The 16,381-nt window shown below is 65.4% G+C and carries 16 protein-coding genes and 1 pseudogene; 4 read left to right on the forward strand and 13 right to left on the reverse strand.

Annotated features, from left to right (window positions below):
• Positions 1 to 610: 610 nt before the first annotated feature.
• Together ACFYPN_RS00005 and ACFYPN_RS00010 are read left to right on the forward strand one after the other, a co-directional pair.
• On the forward strand, positions 611 to 769 hold the full coding sequence (locus ACFYPN_RS00005) for a type II toxin-antitoxin system RelE/ParE family toxin (RefSeq protein WP_389296561.1): 159 nt from the start codon (positions 611 to 613) through the stop codon (positions 767 to 769).
• 118 nt (positions 770 to 887) lie between these two features.
• Positions 888 to 1,082 (forward strand): hypothetical protein, encoded by a 195-nt coding sequence (locus tag ACFYPN_RS00010; protein WP_358760981.1) that lies wholly within the window; start codon positions 888 to 890, stop codon positions 1,080 to 1,082.
• A gap of 310 nt (positions 1,083 to 1,392) precedes the next feature.
• Here the strand turns inward: ACFYPN_RS00010 and ACFYPN_RS00015 are convergent.
• Positions 1,393 to 1,703: pseudogene (locus ACFYPN_RS00015) on the reverse strand (transposase family protein); the annotation flags it as partial.
• 83 nt (positions 1,704 to 1,786) lie between these two features.
• Positions 1,787 to 2,341 carry an AAA family ATPase gene (locus ACFYPN_RS00020; protein WP_358760980.1) on the reverse strand — a complete coding sequence of 185 codons (555 nt, stop codon included), beginning with the start codon at positions 2,339 to 2,341 and terminating at the stop codon, positions 1,787 to 1,789.
• 200 nt (positions 2,342 to 2,541) lie between these two features.
• On the opposite strand from ACFYPN_RS00020, the gene ACFYPN_RS00025 reads away from it, so the two are divergent.
• The gene (locus tag ACFYPN_RS00025) at positions 2,542 to 3,252 is read left to right on the forward strand and encodes a class I SAM-dependent methyltransferase (RefSeq protein WP_358760979.1); all 711 of its coding nucleotides are present in this window, start codon (positions 2,542 to 2,544) and stop codon (positions 3,250 to 3,252) included.
• Positions 3,253 to 3,337: 85 nt separating this feature from the next.
• Here ACFYPN_RS00025 and ACFYPN_RS00030 read toward each other — a convergent pair whose 3' ends face one another.
• From ACFYPN_RS00030 to ACFYPN_RS00065, 8 genes are read right to left on the reverse strand one after another with little or no spacing between them, the layout of a single operon-like run.
• Positions 3,338 to 4,231 carry a glycosyltransferase family 2 protein gene (locus ACFYPN_RS00030; protein ID WP_389296272.1) on the reverse strand — a complete coding sequence of 298 codons (894 nt, stop codon included), beginning with the start codon at positions 4,229 to 4,231 and terminating at the stop codon, positions 3,338 to 3,340.
• 53 nt (positions 4,232 to 4,284) lie between these two features.
• Positions 4,285 to 5,478 (reverse strand): arylsulfotransferase family protein, encoded by a 1,194-nt coding sequence (locus ACFYPN_RS00035; RefSeq protein ID WP_358760977.1) that lies wholly within the window; start codon positions 5,476 to 5,478, stop codon positions 4,285 to 4,287.
• The gene (locus ACFYPN_RS00040) at positions 5,478 to 6,269 is read right to left on the reverse strand and encodes a creatininase family protein (protein ID WP_389296273.1); all 792 of its coding nucleotides are present in this window, start codon (positions 6,267 to 6,269) and stop codon (positions 5,478 to 5,480) included. Before ACFYPN_RS00040 ends, ACFYPN_RS00035 begins: the two co-directional genes overlap by 1 nt.
• 40 nt (positions 6,270 to 6,309) lie before the next feature.
• Positions 6,310 to 7,296, reverse strand: coding sequence for an SPASM domain-containing protein (locus tag ACFYPN_RS00045; RefSeq protein ID WP_358760975.1), 987 nt, complete (start codon positions 7,294 to 7,296; stop codon positions 6,310 to 6,312).
• 11 nt (positions 7,297 to 7,307) lie between these two features.
• Positions 7,308 to 8,501 carry a radical SAM/SPASM domain-containing protein gene (locus tag ACFYPN_RS00050; protein ID WP_389296274.1) on the reverse strand — a complete coding sequence of 398 codons (1,194 nt, stop codon included), beginning with the start codon at positions 8,499 to 8,501 and terminating at the stop codon, positions 7,308 to 7,310.
• Positions 8,502 to 8,543: 42 nt separating this feature from the next.
• On the reverse strand, positions 8,544 to 9,356 hold the full coding sequence (locus ACFYPN_RS00055) for an ABC transporter permease (protein WP_389296275.1): 813 nt from the start codon (positions 9,354 to 9,356) through the stop codon (positions 8,544 to 8,546).
• On the reverse strand, positions 9,349 to 10,155 hold the full coding sequence (locus ACFYPN_RS00060; protein ID WP_358760972.1) for an ABC-2 family transporter protein: 807 nt from the start codon (positions 10,153 to 10,155) through the stop codon (positions 9,349 to 9,351). Before ACFYPN_RS00060 ends, ACFYPN_RS00055 begins: the two co-directional genes overlap by 8 nt.
• Positions 10,152 to 11,216, reverse strand: coding sequence for an ATP-binding cassette domain-containing protein (locus ACFYPN_RS00065; RefSeq protein WP_389296276.1), 1,065 nt, complete (start codon positions 11,214 to 11,216; stop codon positions 10,152 to 10,154). The genes ACFYPN_RS00060 and ACFYPN_RS00065 overlap by 4 nt, the downstream gene beginning before the upstream one ends.
• A gap of 296 nt (positions 11,217 to 11,512) precedes the next feature.
• Here ACFYPN_RS00065 and ACFYPN_RS00070 point away from each other — a divergent pair, with 296 nt between their 5' ends.
• Positions 11,513 to 12,643, forward strand: a complete 1,131-nt coding sequence (locus tag ACFYPN_RS00070) for a hypothetical protein (RefSeq protein WP_358760971.1) — start codon at positions 11,513 to 11,515, stop codon at positions 12,641 to 12,643.
• Positions 12,644 to 12,754: 111 nt separating this feature from the next.
• Here the strand turns inward: ACFYPN_RS00070 and ACFYPN_RS00075 are convergent, their stop codons facing one another.
• The 3 genes from ACFYPN_RS00075 to ACFYPN_RS00085 form a co-directional block, all read right to left on the reverse strand.
• On the reverse strand, positions 12,755 to 12,916 hold the full coding sequence (locus ACFYPN_RS00075) for a hypothetical protein (protein WP_358760970.1): 162 nt from the start codon (positions 12,914 to 12,916) through the stop codon (positions 12,755 to 12,757).
• A gap of 934 nt (positions 12,917 to 13,850) precedes the next feature.
• Positions 13,851 to 14,699, reverse strand: coding sequence for a PIG-L family deacetylase (locus ACFYPN_RS00080; RefSeq protein ID WP_358760969.1), 849 nt, complete (start codon positions 14,697 to 14,699; stop codon positions 13,851 to 13,853).
• Between the two features lie 699 nt (positions 14,700 to 15,398).
• On the reverse strand, positions 15,399 to 15,989 hold the full coding sequence (locus ACFYPN_RS00085) for an IclR family transcriptional regulator (RefSeq protein ID WP_389296277.1): 591 nt from the start codon (positions 15,987 to 15,989) through the stop codon (positions 15,399 to 15,401).
• Positions 15,990 to 16,381 lie beyond the last annotated feature (392 nt).

Raw genomic sequence — 16,381 nt, forward strand, 5'->3', positions numbered from 1 at the left:
TTTACAGGGCTTCCAGAGTCATCCGGAGTGAGCCAGACTGGAACCTGGCGACTCATAATCCGTCGGCCGTGGGTTCGAGTCCCACCCGCCCCACCGAGCGTCCCCAGGCAGAATCGTTCTGACCTGGGGATACGCGTTTTCCGAGGGCGTTTTCCGTGCAGCGTTCGCTGCATAGAGGTGCAGCGAACGCGGCGTTGAGGGTGAGCAGACCGGCTCTGCACGGCTGGGACCTGCACCTTCGTGCGGCCGTTTCCGTGGGAGGGTCATGAACGGTCCCACGGCCGCTGAGGCCGGGTTGTGGGACTCGGCGAGCAAGTGCGGTCCCGGTCTCCGGAGCCCTTTCGATCGCTCCCGGGTCGTGCGGGCGTGTGTCCGCCCAGGGGTCCGCGGTCGAGCCATGCTGCGGGTGGTCACGTGGGGACCTGCGGAGGGCGGCGGTTGAGAAGATGAGAACGCTCCGGCCACGCGGGTCGCCCGCCTTCGGGAGCCGGTGTGCCCCGGCGCCGAGGTCACTCATCACGTCAGTGGGTAACTGTGGCTTCCGGCTCTTTCGTGGCTTCATGATCTGCGCAAAACTGACCGCGACACCCTGATTCAGGCCAGCCAGGCGATCACTGCCCCTCAGGAGGAAGGTCCCGTGCTGGGCCGGCCTCTGGTGGACACGATCAAGGGCTCGGTGTTGCCGAACCTCAAGGAGCTCCGTCCCGGCTCCGCAGGAACTACGGAAGTGCGGTTGGTGTTCGTGTTCGACCCGAACGCCAAGCCGTGATCCTGGTCGGTGGCGACAAGGCCGCCAACTGGTCGGGTTGGTACAGCCTTGCGGTACCCCGGGCGGAGCAGGCGTACGCGGAACATCTCAAGCGAATCGACGGAGAGGACGGGGCACGGTGACTGATCACCTCAAGGACCCGCAGGTCGTCTCCTGGAAGGACCTGGCCGAGGAGTTCTCCTTCACCGACGCGGAGAAGGATCGGATCCAGAAGGGAGCACAGGCGTTGGTCCTGGCCTCCCGTGTCCACTCGGACGCGGTCGTCGAGAGCGAGGCGCGCTCTTCTCATTGCAACCGCCACTACCTGGTGTAAGGGCCAGAACGGGCGTTCTTCCCAGCGGGGGAGACCAGGCCGCGTACCGGAAGAAGGAGAAGGTCGCAGAGGCGAGGCCGTTTCCGCTGCCGGAGGCTGTCGGGAGGTCGTACCCCTGGGTAGTTCGTGGAGGCGCCTGGGCAGACTCTGCTCAATGGGTCTTGTTGTGCCCTCGTGTTGAAACGTGGATGAAGGCGGCGTGCGGACGGCTTGGGCGATGGTGCTGATGCAGCGGGTGGAGCATCTGGCCCGCCGAAGCAGAGGCCAGGTCTTCACCTGCGCGAAGGCGCGTTCGCCCGGGCTCTCAGCCGGCCCAGGATGCGAGCACCCCGATGGTCTCGTCGGCGTACCGCCAAAGCGGGTGGCCTGGGATATCCCGAAACTCGCTCCGAGCTGGGCAAACGTCTCGTTCTTGCACAGATGGACGAGGACGAGCAGCGCCTGCTGGAAGCAACCGAGCCTGCTCCAACGAGTTTTGATCTTCGAGCGGTGCTCGTACAGCGGTGCTCGTACAACAACCAGGAAACATGCTCGACGAGCTCGTGTAGGGATGTCGAGCATGGCTTGGTACGGGGCCACCAAGGCCCCTTCGGTCGCCGGTGTGATGAGTGGAATCCCCACGCCGACGACGAGGGGCCCTGTCTGGTCACCGCACCAGCTGACCAGCCCATTTCACCCCTCAGCACAGGATGGAAGAGGCTCGGTTACTCGGAATACTTGAGGAAATCCCCGATGTGCTGCACGCTCGGCTGATAACCGTTCGAGGTGTCCACTGTCAGCGTCGGCACACTGAGGGAGATGGGCTCGAACCGGTCGTAGGAGAACTTTCCCTCGGAGATGGCATCAAGCAACTCCTGGTCCGCGTGGGCGGACCGATGAGCGGAGCTCCTGGCGCGCTCAACGATCCTCTCCTGGGCAAGGGCTGATGACGTAGTGCAGCGCACGACGCGAATCCGCGCGATCTCGGAAAGAGGTTCGAGGCCACGCTTCCACAGGTCATCCTGGAATGCCGCCTCGACCACCACCGTCACCCTTGCTCTCAGGAGCGTCGCCATCACCTCGAAGAAGACGTCGAGTGTCCGATAATTGAAGGGGTCGGCACCACCACTGCGGTAATCAGGTGCGGTTAGAACCATGCCCTGCTTGATCTCGTCGCGAATGATCGCGGGACAGCCCAGCTCTTGTGCGACCTTCTGGGCCAGCGTTGTCTTGCCGGTACCGGGCGGCCCGCTGATAACGGCCAGCGTGGGCAGTTTCACGAATCCGCCATTGTGCAACATTGGCCCAACCTCACTGCGTCTGCTCGATGGGGGATCCACCGAAAAGTTATTCGCCCCTTCGGTCGTCCCACGCATCTGGACACCTGTGGAGGAAGGTTTCGCGCGCGATCAATTCAAGAACGCCCGGGTCGCTATTCGTACCCTACCCATGGAGTGCGATCTTGGATAGGCTGTTGCGCATGGGGACAGAGAATGTCATACCGTATGACGGGTATGCGGAAGATTTCGAAGAGGCCGCGGCAGGAAACGCCTACAACGCCAACTACGACCGTCCGGCGGTGCTCGACCTGCTGGGCGACGTCGCCGGGCGTGCCGTTCTGGATGCCGGCTGCGGTCCTGGGTTGTACGCCAGGGAACTCGTGGCGCGCGGCGCTGCGGTGACGGCATTCGACCAGAGCGGGGACATGGTGGCACTCGCCCGCCGACGGCTTGGATCACGCGCCGTCATCAAGCAGCACGATTTGGCGCACCCCCTGGACTGGCTCCCTTCCGGTGCGTTTGATGCGGCCATCATGGCGCTGGTCATCCACTACGTCCCTGACCGGGTCGCCTGTCTGCGCGAGCTGCGCAGGGTACTGCGCCCGGAGGGCAAGCTCATCCTTTCCACGAGTCACCCCACGGCAGACTGGGCGATGGACGGAGGGAGTTATTTCGCAGAGAAGTTCGTCGAGGACCAGTGGTCGTGCGGAATGCTCAGCAAATTCTGGCGCCAGCCGCTCGAATCCTGGTTCTCGGAGTTCTGGGAAGCGGGTTTCATGGTTGAGCGCTTGACGGAAACGCGGCCCGTCCGCGCAATGGCAGAGACTCATCCACAGGAATATGAGACTCTCTCGCGAGAGCCAGGTTTCATCGCCTTCCGTTTGGCCGTACGCCGAGACGGTAAGGAGTAGCGGAAGGGTAAGCGCCTCTTATCGCTCTCAGCAGGTCGATGAGACGCCAGGGTCTCGCATTGCATGGGAAGCGACAGGTGGCGGGCTATGCGGCGAAGACGAGGTCGAGCCACGCCAGGTCCGGCTTCTCCCCTTTTCGGAAGGGTTCGTGGGTGGCGCGCAGCGCCCGGTCGAACGCATGCTTGGGCAAGGAGGATGATGCGGCGATCCGGGCGTCGAGCCTGCGGTCGAACTCCCGGAACCAGGTGCGGTATTCCTGAATCATTGGATCGTCCGTGGCCCACTTGGTGTAGAGCCAGGTTCGGGCTCGGGTGAATTCGGTGGGGCTCAGCTGGTACGCGCCCTGAACTGTGCTGTTGCCCAGTGCCACCTGATGGTAAATGGACGTGCGAGCCCCGGTGAAGCGGAATCGATAGCCCAGCTCCTCCTGCAGGGTCATCCACATGTCCCAGTCCTCGCAATGCGCCAGCTTCTCCGTGAACCGGGCAGGTGTGTCGGCGAAGTTGCGCACGACGAGGGAGCCGGTGTGAATGAAGTTGGCGACGAGAAGGTATCGGGCGTCGAACTCGAAGTTCTTGAGGGGAGTGTGTTCCGCGACTCGGGGCAGTGCCTCCATCCAACGGTCCCCGACCAGGGCTTCTCCGTAAACCGCTTCAACGTCGTGTGCCGACAGCTCCTGGTGCGCGCGCTCGAGGTGGCACGGGAGGAAGATGTCGTCGTCGTCGAGGAAGGCCACGTACTCGCCCCGGGCGGACAATACCCCCACGTTGCGTGCGTGGGACACACCCTGCGGTGCCTCCAGCTCGAACAACGCGATGTTCATCTCACCGCGCCACTCTTCGACCACGTGCCGCGGTGACTTACCTCCGTCGTTGACCACGATGACCTCGAAGTCACGGTAGGTCTGGCGGCCTACACTCCTCAGGGCTCGGCGCAGAGGCCCCAGTCGGTTCAGGGTGGGTATGACTACGCTGATCACAGCTGACCTTTCAGTCGCTGTGTCCGGGCCGCCGGTGAAGCGGCCCGGACACATCAGGTGAGTTTGAGCGAGAGGCCGGGCTCCGCCCGGGCGACCTTCTCGTATGCCGAACTGCGGGAGCTGGTCACCTGCCGCGCCACGCGCCCCGGTACAGACGCGACGCGGTAGAACGCCGCACGCGACCGTGCTCCTCGGCCGTCCAGACGCTCCACTTCGAAGCCCCATACGGTGGCGCCGTCCCGTGTCACTTCGAGCGCCCTTCCGGCCTGTGCGTCGCTGATGAGCACGTGACCGTCGGCGGGCTGCTCGCATCCGCCGGCGACTTGGGAGAAGAGTGACTCCGCCGGGGTGGCGAGGTACTCCCACACCACGGCACCGGACGAAGGATCACACTCCACGGCGCGGGACCGCCCGATGTCCTTGCCGTTGTCGAAGATCAACACGTTGCCGTTCGGCAGCATCGAGGGCTGATGCTGCCCTGACAGCACACCCGGCCCCCACGACCACAGCACCTTCTTGCGCGCCAGGTCCAGCACCGCCACGAGGTTGAGGTTGCGCAGCGAGACGAGGACCGCCCCCTCGGGCCACAGTCCCGACGGGTGCGGGGCGAGGACTTCCACCGTGTTGGCGTGCAGCAGGTCACTCGGTGCGCCGGGAAGGTCGCGCAGTGCGGCCAGACGTGACCGCCGGGGGGCCGTGGGCCCCAGGGCGGCGAGCGCCCTCTCGCAGTCGTCCGGGTCCGAGCGGAGGAAGCGGGCGTCGAGCGCCGCGCCGACCAGCGGTCCGAGGCGGGCGTCGGCGGAGAGAATCTCGTAGAGGGAGTGGACCGCTCGCTGGCGGCCTTCGGAATCCAGGACCACGACCGTGTTGTCGAGGATCGTCAGCGGGCGCCCGCGCCAGATGACCTGGCGTGGTTCCTCGCCGAGTGTTCGCACCGTGCCGGCCGCGTCCACGTGCAGGTCGTGGTGTGCCGAAACGTCGGCTCGCCAGATCACCTGTGAGTCGGCGTCGAGTCGGAGTACTGAGTGGAGCGGGACGAGGGCGTACAGGCTGCCGTCGGGCCCCACTTCGACGTGGTTCCAGCCCCTGAGATAGGAGGCCGGTTCGGTGGACGGATCGGCCTGATCCACTGTCGAACTCCAGGCGTGGACGATGCGCGCCTGACGGTCGACCAGGTAGGCGAAAGGCCGGGGGTAGGTGGATGAAGGAGAGAAGACATAGTGGAAGTCGTCTGTGGGGGCGGTCATCAGTCTTCTTCCAGGAGTGGGGGGTGGGATTCGTCCGCGGAAGCGGGTAGACCGAACTCGAGACGGATCGCCTGGGTCATGTTGCGTGTGACCTGTGTGGCGACGCGCTCGCCGATTTCGATACTGGCGCGGTCGGCGCGGTAGACGATGCCGGATCGCGTCGCAGACTCCGCGGGGAGCGGGAACATGTGGTATGAGGTGCGCCGCACCGTATCTCCGGCTTGAAGATCCTCGCCGCCGCTGTGGGCCAGTTCCGGTCGAACGGCGTCCGGTGCCACGTGCATGACCAGACTCGACTCCACCATCGCCGCGTGGTGGTCGTCGGCACGGGCCACCCCGGTCTCCGCAGCGAGCGAGTCGCGGAACTCTTCCCCGACGACGTCCCACCAGTGCACGATCATGATCCGGAGTCGGGGGTCGTGCTCGCGGGCTTCTCGGGCTGCCTCGCACAGGAAGCTCAGGTTGTCGATGGCGGAGTTGACCATGACGATGTCACGGACTTCGTTTCCGGCCAGGGACTGGAGGACGTCGGCCACCACGTGGGTCAGCGCGGCTCCACTGATCGATATGACGCCGGGAAAGTTCCCCCCGAGGCGGAAAGGAGGGGTGGCCACCCCGTATTCGATCGCCGGGATGACGAAGGCCGGCAGCCGTTCGGCGAGTCGCGCCGCGAAGTACTCGCTGAGCAGCGTATCGGAGCTCAGCGGCAGATGAGGCCCGTGGGGCTCGACGGCCCCTATCGGCAGCAGACACAGCTGCCTCGCCGCGGACCGGAAGTCGCGCCAGCTCATGCTGTCCGCGTGATTGCGGGGCCGGCTCCGATGCCGCGCCTCAGGCATCGGTCCACCCCAGGCTCGGGACCGTTTCTGGTCTCAGCCCCCTGGCCTGACGCAGATTGAGGAAGTCTTCTTTGTTGCAACATCCGTTCGACGCATGGCATCCGGCCCATTCCTCCGTGCGCAGGTCGAGGCGGAATCCCGGTTCCAGTATGTTGCCCAGTCGGTCCTGCTCCAGTACGTGGTACCGGGAGCAGGGATACACCTCGCCGTCGATTCCGATGAAAATGTTGTCGTAGCCCGCACTGCACGGTCGGCCGGAAGGACTCCGGAGCGCTGTCAAGGCGGTGCGGACCAGATCCGTCTCCCCGCCGAGTCTGCGCACCTCGTTCAGTACATCCGGGTCCTTGAGTACGGGCACCGCGCGATCCGGACCGGCGGCGTCGTAGTCGAACTCCTCCGACGGGGCATGGGGGTCGTAGCCGAGGTCGAGATTGAAACGGAGCCCGGCCGCACGCGCGGCTTCGCCCACCCGCTCGACCGTCTGCGTGTTGTCGGGGAAGAGGAGTGCGTTGACGACGACGAAGCAGCCGAACTCTTCTTGGGCGAACCGTGCGTTCCTGATGAAACGGTCGAGCGGGATCTGGCCGTCGTGGTAGGTCAGCCAGAGCGAGAGCTTCGCGAGATTGGCGTCCCTGTCGAGACGGGGGAGACGTCGCTCAAGGAGCGAGCCATTCGAGACGAGCTCCACGTAGCGCACGGTGCTCTGCCGTGTGAGCCAGCCCGCCTCTGCCAGGAAATCGCGCGAGGCGAAGGGTTCGCCCAGGCTGCCCAGCCTGACGGACACGTGCTGGGGGCGGGTACCGATCCAGCGGACGATGGTGCGGAACCTCTCCAGGTCACCGGGGTCCTGCCAGTCGTACTTACGGCTCTTGGACCACGTACCCGTGGAGACGCAGTAGGAGCAGTCGAAGTTGCACAGCCGCTGCCCCGAGACGTACCAGATTCGCAGGGGGCGGTTCTTCTCGGCGTGGCTTGTCACTGTGGAACTCCTCATCCGAAGGTGGCGATCGGTCGGAACTCCCGGCCGGCGAAGTCGAGCCGTTGGTTGTGGCACCGTCGGCAGATGAAGTCGTCGGCCGCGGCCGAGACCCCGAATACCCGCTGCCGCAGCCGCACTGCTTTCTCGTTGGTCATGAGAGAGTCGAGGGAGCCGTCCCGGATGTTCCCGAACGTTTCACGTTGGTAGTAGTCGTTGCAGCACAGGAACAGGTCGCCGTTCACGCTGAAGTTGCCGTGAGCCACCGGCCATCCACACCCACTGAGTCGGCCCCCGGCGTTCACGCCCTGGTGGTAGGTGTGATCGCCTACGTCGCCGGCGCGATCGCAGGTCATCGTGGGCACGACCTCCGCTCCCCGGGAGCCGTAGCGGTCCGTGATCTGGAGCAGATTGCGCTGTTGGTCCGCGCCGACACCGTTGACGACGATCTGGGTGCGGAAGCCTGCCGCGATTGCCGCGTCCACGTTGGTCATCGTCCGGTCGAAGAGCCGGGACGAGGTGAGCGCGGCGAAGTCGGTGGCATCGACGCTCGGCATGTTGACGATGAGGTGCCGCAGTACATCGCCGTCCGCCAAGGCGTCGATCTTTTCCTGCGTCAGCCCACTGGCGTTGGTGTAGAGCGCGAGTTCGAGGCCGTACCGGCGCAGCACCGCCAGTCGGCTGGTGAAGAATTTGTCGAGCGTGGGCTCGTTGAAGAAGTGAAAGGTGACGTACTCGATCGTCCCGAGATCGGCGAGCTTGGCCACGATCTCCTCGAACAGATCCATGGGCATGGTGCGTCGGGGCTTGGGGTCGGTGGCGACCGGGCAGAATCGGCAACCCCAGTTGCAGTGCGCGGTGACCTCTATCTCTCCACTGCGAAGGTGGTATTCGCGGCACAACTGGTCGGGTGGCTGCAGCCAGGCTCGCGCGACGAGCTCGTCGGTGAGTGCGGCTGTCCAGCGCGCGCACACCTCCTTCCTGGAAACCGGTTGTGCGGCGCAGTGCCGCAGCACATCGAGTGTCCTGCTGTCGGATTCCCAGACGACGTTGCGGTCGAGGCCCACGATCCCGAAACGCGCGTGTTCGGGGGCTGGGAAGCCGAATGGTTCGCTGGGACCGAATGTGTCCGTCAGGTAACGGATGGGGCTTTTTTCACCGGGTGACAGATGTGTGAGATAGGGAGACGTTTGAAGAGTTTCAGACACGATTACCCCTTGATGTCAATCCTCGGACAGGCATCTGCTCACTCAATGCCCTGCGCTCTGGTAGTGGCGCATCTGCGATCTCCACACGGAAGCTGCGGCCAGGGCCATGAGGACTCCCACAGGAAGTGATAGTGCCGCATACCATCGAGGCACGAGAGAAAACTCGGTCCTGCCGAGTGCCAGCGCCGCAGGGAAATAGGCAACGAATGCAATGGGTGTGGCGGCAAGAACATGTTGCGAAAACGAGGAGAAGATGGTCAGTGGATAGCTCCCGAGGACGCCAAACACCGAGTCGGCCAGGTTTCGCAGCGCAGAGGTGTTGAGGGTACGGAACACCGCACACGCCAGCGCGATCTGGACCGATACCTCGATCAAGGCGCCCCCGCACACAGCCGTCGCGAGATAGAGCAGCACGGTCACGGTGACGTGGATGTCGACGAGCGTGAAGGAGTAGCCGAGCACGATGACTGCCACCAGGAGGTCCCCGAAGGCGTTGAGCTGGACGCGGCTGGTCAGGAACTGGACGAAAGGACTCAGGGGCCTCAGGAGGTACCGATCGAACTGCGCCTCTCGCACGGCTTGGTCGAGGGACCACAGATGCCCGAGGGGGAGGACCCAGATCGCATGGGCCAGCATGCGCAGTCCGTAGAGAAAGGCGAGTTCCCCCAGCGACCAGCCGCCGATGGCGTTGACTGTATGCATGACCACGAGGACGATGCCGAAGCCGGCACCCTGATAGACGATGCCGAGGGCCACCATGGCCAGGAAGTTCGACCGGTACTGCATCTCTCCGCGAAACGCGGCTCGCTCCATGCGCCAGGCGAGGCGGACGGTGCGAAGGAATTCGTCAACCACCCTGGACCACGACCTTCCTGGCAGCCCGGCGCCAGACGGCGTACACGGTCATGGCCAGCAGGAACGCCCAGCAGATCTGAAGTCCTACGGACCTCAGGCCCGACCGGTCGACGGCCTCTCCGGTGTACACCTCTACGGGGATATAGGTGGTGCACTGGAAGGGAAGCAGTTCGGCGACTGCCCGCAACCGGCCGGGAAACATCGACAGGGGGGCGAATGTGCCGGCGAGGAACTGGCTGATCACTCGGTAGAGCAGGTTCGCGCTGTCCGTCTTGATCGTCCAGAACCCGCTCAGGCCGATCAGCAAGGACAGCAGCGTGTGGACGGTCAGCCCCAAGAGGAGGCTGACGCCGTACAGCGCCGCGACCGCGGTGCTCCCCGGAGGGTGCAGGGTGCCCAAGATGACGGCGAAGGGCAGCGCGGGGAGGAGTAGTACGAGGGACGCTCCGATGAATCCGGCCTGCTGGGCGGCCATCTGGGTCAGGTAGCCAACGGGCCGCAGCAGGTCGAAGACGAAGGTGCCCTGGCTGACGCGTACCTGCATGTACATCACCACCGACTCTGACGTGAGCCAGGCATGCAGGCCCGCGACAGTCACGTAGAGGAGAAGTGAGTCGAGCGGACGGTCGGGCGGCGTGGGGGCGGAGGAGTATGCGGACCGCCAGACGGCGTTCACCAGCGCGATCTGCAGCAGTGCTCCCGCGGCGATTGCCAGAGCGTTGGTGCGGTGGGTGAAGACGACGCGAATCCGGCCCCTCGCGACGGAACGGGCCGCGCGTAGCAGGAGTGGGGGATTCACCGGTCCGTCTCCCGTGCCGCAGCAAGCACCTCGAAGCCGGCCTCGGCCGTGTACAGCTCCTTCACCACGTTTTCCAGGCTGTTCTCGGCGATCGACAGATCAGTGATCGCGCACCGCGCCCCCACGTCCGCCAGCACGGAGGGCACAGCGGAGGCGTTGGTGGGCAGCAGGATGCGGACACGGCCTGGCACGCTCTCGACCACCGTGCCCGGGCCAAGGGCCTGGCCGACGGCGAAGGTCGTGGTGCCGGTGTTCTGCGCCGGCCCGACGTCGTAGGCCACTGTCAGCGTGCGTTCAGCACGGTATGCGGCTTTCAGCCTTTCAACCGTCCCGTCGTACGCGACGGAGCCGTGGTCGATGAGAATGACCCGGCTGCAGAGCCGTTCGATGTCCGCGAGGTCATGCGTAGTGAGCACGACCGTGGTGCCCTGCTCCTCGTTCATGAGCCGAACGAAGTCGATCACCCGGTCCCGGGTGTGTACGTCGAGTCCGATCGTCGGCTCGTCCAGGAACAGAACAGCCGGGTCATGAAGCACCGCGGCCGCCAGGTCGCCTCGCATCCTGCGGCCGAGGCTCAGCTGTCGCACGGGAGTCGTGAGAAACTCCGACAGCCCGAGCACCCCGTCGATCCGTGCCAGGTTGTGCCGGTACCGATCCGGCTCGACGCCGTAGATGTCGGCGATGAGTTCGAGGGACTCCACCAGCGGCAGATCCCACCACAGCTGGCTCCGCTGCCCGAACACGACGCCGATGCGCCGGGCCGTCTCCTTGCGCGCTTCGGACGGACGGCGCCCGTCAACGAGTACGGTGCCGGCCGTGGGGCCGAGCACTCCCGTGAGCATTTTGATCGTGGTCGATTTCCCGGCCCCGTTTGAGCCGATGTATCCCACAACTTCACCGGCCTGGACGGTGAACGAGATCTCGTTCACCGCCCGCACCACTTCGTATCTCGTTGTCAGAAGAGTGCGGATTGCTGAGAACCTACCGCTCCTGCGATGAGGGCGCCTGAAATCTTTCGTCAGATCGCGCACCTCGATAACCGGCTGCTGTGGCGCATCCAAAGAATTCGGCAAACCCCACCCCCCGAGCTAATCCCGTGCTTATGAAAGTGACCGCCTGTAGAAAATTGGGCGACCGGTGATCAGGGAGTCAGAAGACTAGCCAGGGACTTCCTGTGTCGTCAATGGTGCCGCTGATCAAGCGCGATGTGCAACACTACCTCGCTGTCCGTCTTTGATGGCGTTCGAGCAGATAAGCCCGAGGTGTGAAAACCAATTTCAGAGCGCACATATAATGAAACCTTGTTGAGGAAATAGGTTGCTAGCATTGCGGTGACGCCAACAAAAGGGACCAACGTATGACGAACCAGGATTCCGAGAACTTTCGCCTGTCCGTCTCCGTGATGACGCATCCGGACCGGATGGATGCCGCGTTGCGGGTGCAGCGGCGGTTGGGCTCCCACGCAGACGTGCGACTTGCTGTGGACCCATGGCCCGAAGGGCCCCGTACTTCTTTGCGTAGCGCCCAAGTGGCCTTCGCTCAGGCGGCGGGCCGCGATTCGACACATCATCTGGTCCTTCAGGACGACGTGGAGGTGTCGGAAGGACTGCTCGACGGCGTTCAGCAGGCGGTCGGCGTGCATGGCGACGCGGCGCTCAGCTACTTCGTCGAGTGGGGTTCACGCACCGCGGTGCTCGCACGCTGGGCGGCGCTGACCGGGGTGAGTGCCGTGCCCGTCATCAACCCGTACATGCCGACGGTCGCCCTCAGTCTGCCTTCTGCTCTGGCCGTGCGCCTGGGGGACTTCCTCAAGAGCGAGGCGCGTGAAGGTGAAGCAGACGACCAGGCCGTCCTGCGCTTCGTTCGCGCAACGGAGACGCAGGCGCTGGTCACCGTTCCCAACCTCGTCGAACACCTGGACCTGCCGAGCATCACAGGCAACTCCGGCCACGGTGCTCGGCGTGCGGTCAGTTTCATCGGCACGCCGCCGGTGCGGCTCGACGCCTCGGTGCTTGATGTGCCCCGGCAGATGCCCTTCTTCGCTTGGAACAACGGCATGCCTCTGATCGTCGACACCACGCATGACGTACCGGCGACACAACGTCCCACGCTGGCGACTCTCCTGCACTGGGGAGCCGCCGAGTCCGGCCTTCAGGGGGTGTTCGCCGAGGCCGTGCGTGCAGCCGAGGCAGGAAGCCGAGTGCTCGACATCGCCTCGGAGGCACGCCTGTACTCCGCATGGCTGATCGCCGTGGCCATGGGCGCGGTTCAGCGCCATGAGTGGCCGGAGTCAGTTGCGAGCCTCAAGTCCGGTCTGGACGATCCGGCTGTGGCGGCAGCTCTGGCCACTCTGATCCCCGGCGCGCTTCGCGTCTTCGTCGACGTCGATGAACTTCTCCGCTTCCGGGATGATCTCGCCTCTATCGTCCTCACCGGCATGGTCTGGGGAGCTGAGAACCTCCAGGTGACCTCTTCGCCGACTGGTTGAACTTCCTGCCGTCCGGCATGCGGGCGGGCTAGAAGCTTCGTGAGCCAGAGTGTCGACGGATGGCCGGAGGGGGCCGGGCCGCTCGAACGGCCCCCTCCGGCCGCACGCGTGTCAGAAACTCCTCAGAGCGAACCCGCCGCGGACCAGGGCCGCCAGGTCGGCGCGGAGCGAGCGGTCGGTCACTGTGGCCGGGACGAGCGTGCGGAGACCGCCGGGTGCCACCGTCTCCAGCGCGCGATGCCCCAGGTCGTGGCCGGAGCTCTTCCCATCCATGGTCGGCATGAAAGCAGCCAGGGCCGCCGCAGCGGACCACACCTCATGCAGGAAGCCATAGCCGAGGGCGGCTTCCAGTCGCTCCCCGGGAATTGACGCAAGCCACCTGTCAAGAGCCTCCGTCAAGGCGAGGTGGGCCAACCCCGCACGTTCCAGCTCCGGGCGCAACGTCGTGTATCCGGCATGTGCCTGATGGACGGTGTCCCAACGCATCGCTACCGCGCGTCCCCTGGGGGCACTGATGAGGGGCACCAGAGAGGGGGCTTCGAGGATGCCGACGGGCGCGGGCTGATCACCGGCCAGCCGCAAGCAGGGGGAACGCCGAAATCCCATCGGCCCGGCGTTGCCCACCAGGCTTGTGTCGCCATCATGCTCCACCAAGTTTGGAGCCGTGGCGAAGGAGGCAGTCCCTCGTTCCGTAAGGAATCGGGCGACGGCGACGTCATCCGGGAGTTGCGTGTCGGGCCATGCCCGAGCGAAGTCTCCCAGCTCGTGAGCGAGCGCGGAGGGGAGGACCAGGCCGACCGTGGGCACGTACTGGTCCACGCACCGAACCAACCCTCCACCCCCGAGGGCCGCCCACCGGACCATGGTGGCGGTCGCGGACCCCCACTCGGTGAACAGGGAGAGTGGCAGGCCGGGGTGGTGTGAGAGAAGCTGCTCCAATACCGCGACGAAGTCGGTGCACGGAACGGCGTCATCCTGGAGGACCAGGTGGTGACTGGACCAGCCCGGGACGGCCGACCATGCCGCAGCCGCCGTGCGTAGTGATCCGGGCGGCCCATCAGGATCGGGGTCGAGCACCACCGCGGGGCGAAGCTCCGGAAGTCGCGCTGCCAGCACCGCGGCCTCGGCCTCGCGCCGCGGGTGAGCCATGATTGCACAGGAGATCTGGACAGGGCTCCTGCCAAGGCCGGGCACCCGGGCGCCGCGGTCAGAGGCAAGGGTCATCGGAGGGATCTCTTTCTCGCGCGTCCGCATCGGTTCGCCAGCTCTGTCCGGATGTGGCGGTCGCCGTCCACACAACCTCGCCGTAGGGGGCCTCCGGCTCTTCATCCGCCAGGCCTGACCACCGGCGATCCAGGAGATCGAACAGACCGGCTCCTTCGTAGACGAGACCGGGGAGCTGGGACGCGTAGGCGGCTGCGGCGAGGTACTTGTGTTCCCGGGCCTCTTCGCCACACGCAGCGATGCGCCGGTCGGTCAGCGCCGTTCTGTCAGGTAGGGGAGACATCTCATTCGTCCACAAGGCGTAGGGGAGGTCTTCCCAGAGCCGCAGTTCGACACCGGTCGCGCGACAGGCGGCGATCGTCGAGTCTCTGGCCCGCTGGTGATCCACATGCGTTCCCACCGCCGCCGCGGTAACCACCAGGGCGGGAGCATGCTCCTCGACGAGGGCCGTGATGCGGGCGGTTATGGCTTCCGAAAGGTGAGGTTCTGCCGGCATGAAACGCGTGTGCGGTCGGGAGCCGGGCTGCACCAGCCAGTCGCCCTGTTCGTCTTTCCGGTAGATGGCGTCCAGGAAGCCGCCGTGCGATGAGGTGGCACCGAGAAGCTGCATCGCGCGTAGGTCCTCCTCTCTCCGAGGGGCTACAGGGTCCCCTGTTATGTCCCACGCGCGGTGGTACCGGTCTGCCGACGAAGAGAAGGGCGGGACCGGCGAACCGGCGAAGACCGTATGGACAAGGACGTGGTGTCCGGCAGAGGTGTATCTCGCCATCTGGGCGCCGAAGGAGAGGCAGGCATCATCGAGATGGGGGGAAATGATGAGAACTACGGCCATATAATTTGACGTCCTCCCAGTGCGTTCACCCGTTTGCTGCAATGACTCTCACCTAACCACATGATCCACACAGCACACAGGGAGCTGAAGGGCTGGACCGGAGGTCGCGGAATCCTCGTGGGTCCCACGGAGTTGGTCGCCGGGCCGATACAAGGGAACAAGGCCGCGGCCGGGCTTCGTGGTCGGGTCGCTCGGCCTTCTCGTTCGCTACCGTGGGTTTTTGAAATGGAAGGATGTAAAGGTCTGGCCTCGACCGGCGCAGTATGTCGCGACGAATGTGGGTCTTGGTGCGGCCGTCACGAGCCGCACGTCCGCCGAACGGATCCACCCAACGCGTCAGCTGGTGCAGCGTTCACTGCACCAGCTCACGGCTGACGGGAGTCGAGCGAGATGCAGCCGGATGGAAACGGGTGGCTATGTCCGTCATTCCTGCATCGTCGCAGGTGAGAGGCGTCGCTTGAATGGGTTCGAGTCCCACCCGCCCCACCGAGCGTCCCCAGGCAGAATCGTTCTGACCTGGGGATACGCGTTTTCCGGGGCGTTTTCGCGTGCAGCGTTCGCCGCACGGAGGCGCGGCGAACGTGGGTCCCCGCACATCGAAACAAGCCTTGCATGGCTTTGACTTGGTCTTTTGTAGCGACGCCTCCGTGGGAGCGTCATTGACCGGTCCCACGGCCCTCCGGGCGCGGCGTGCTCTGCCTACCTCGTGTCACGCGATGTCGTTCTCTCTGTATGTCTGATGACCTCGCTCCCGGCGGTGAGTTCGCCCGCGCCGTTGGCCACGAACACGGCGACGTGCTCGTCCCGGAACCCCAGAACGTGCTCCGAACCGGGGCAGCAGGCGTATCCCTGTTGCCGGACGTCGGCGAGTGCGGCGCGCAGCCGCGGGGCATCGGGCGGCGTGTGGGCGGTGTAGCGGTGGAGGGGTTCGGTGAGGATACGTTCCCGCAGGTCGGTGGGTCCGTGGGCGGGACGGACCAGCCCGCTGGAGGAGGCGTGCAGCGGCAGACGCCCCGCGATGCGGGGGTAGTTGACGACGGCGCCCGGAGTGCTGAGCCGCTCGAGGAAGAGGACCTCCTCACCGTCGAGCACTCCCAACTGGACGTGGTGACCCACGACGTCGTGAACGCCCTCCATGAAGGGCATCGCCTTATCCCGCAAGGACAGGGCGGCCGAAGCGCGGGTCACCAGCTCCCACATGTGCAGGCCGATGCGCACGCGGCGGTCCGCGTCCCGGGCGAGTACCTCGTGCGAAACGAGCTCGGCGACGAGGCGCGATGCGGTTGCCATGTGCAGGCCCGCGCGACGGGAGATCTCCTAGACGGTGAGGGCCGGCTCCTCCGGGGTGAACGCCTCGAAGATCAGCACGGTCCTCGTCGGCACCGTCTCGCCGCACTCGGTCCTCATTAGGCCATCATCGGACGGGTGCCCGCAAGGGTAAGAGGTGCGGAGGGCGGGATTTCCGTCGCGGACCCGGGCGTCGATTTCAGCCGCACGTGAGCGCGCCCGGTCCGATGCCGCTGGAGAGGTGCAGAACGTGAAGCACCGCCCTTCGGGGCAGGCCGCCCACGGCTGCCGTGGCCGTGCCGGTCTCTGCCGCGCGGGCGGGAGGATTCGGTGCACGGACGTGGGGGCGGGTCGGCGCGGGGCGGGGCGGAGCCAATTCTTGGCGGGTCTGAGGG

It is taken from the genome of Streptomyces sp. NPDC005576 (assembly GCF_042871745.1).
In the GTDB taxonomy this organism is placed as follows: Bacteria; Actinomycetota; Actinomycetes; order Streptomycetales; family Streptomycetaceae; genus Streptomyces.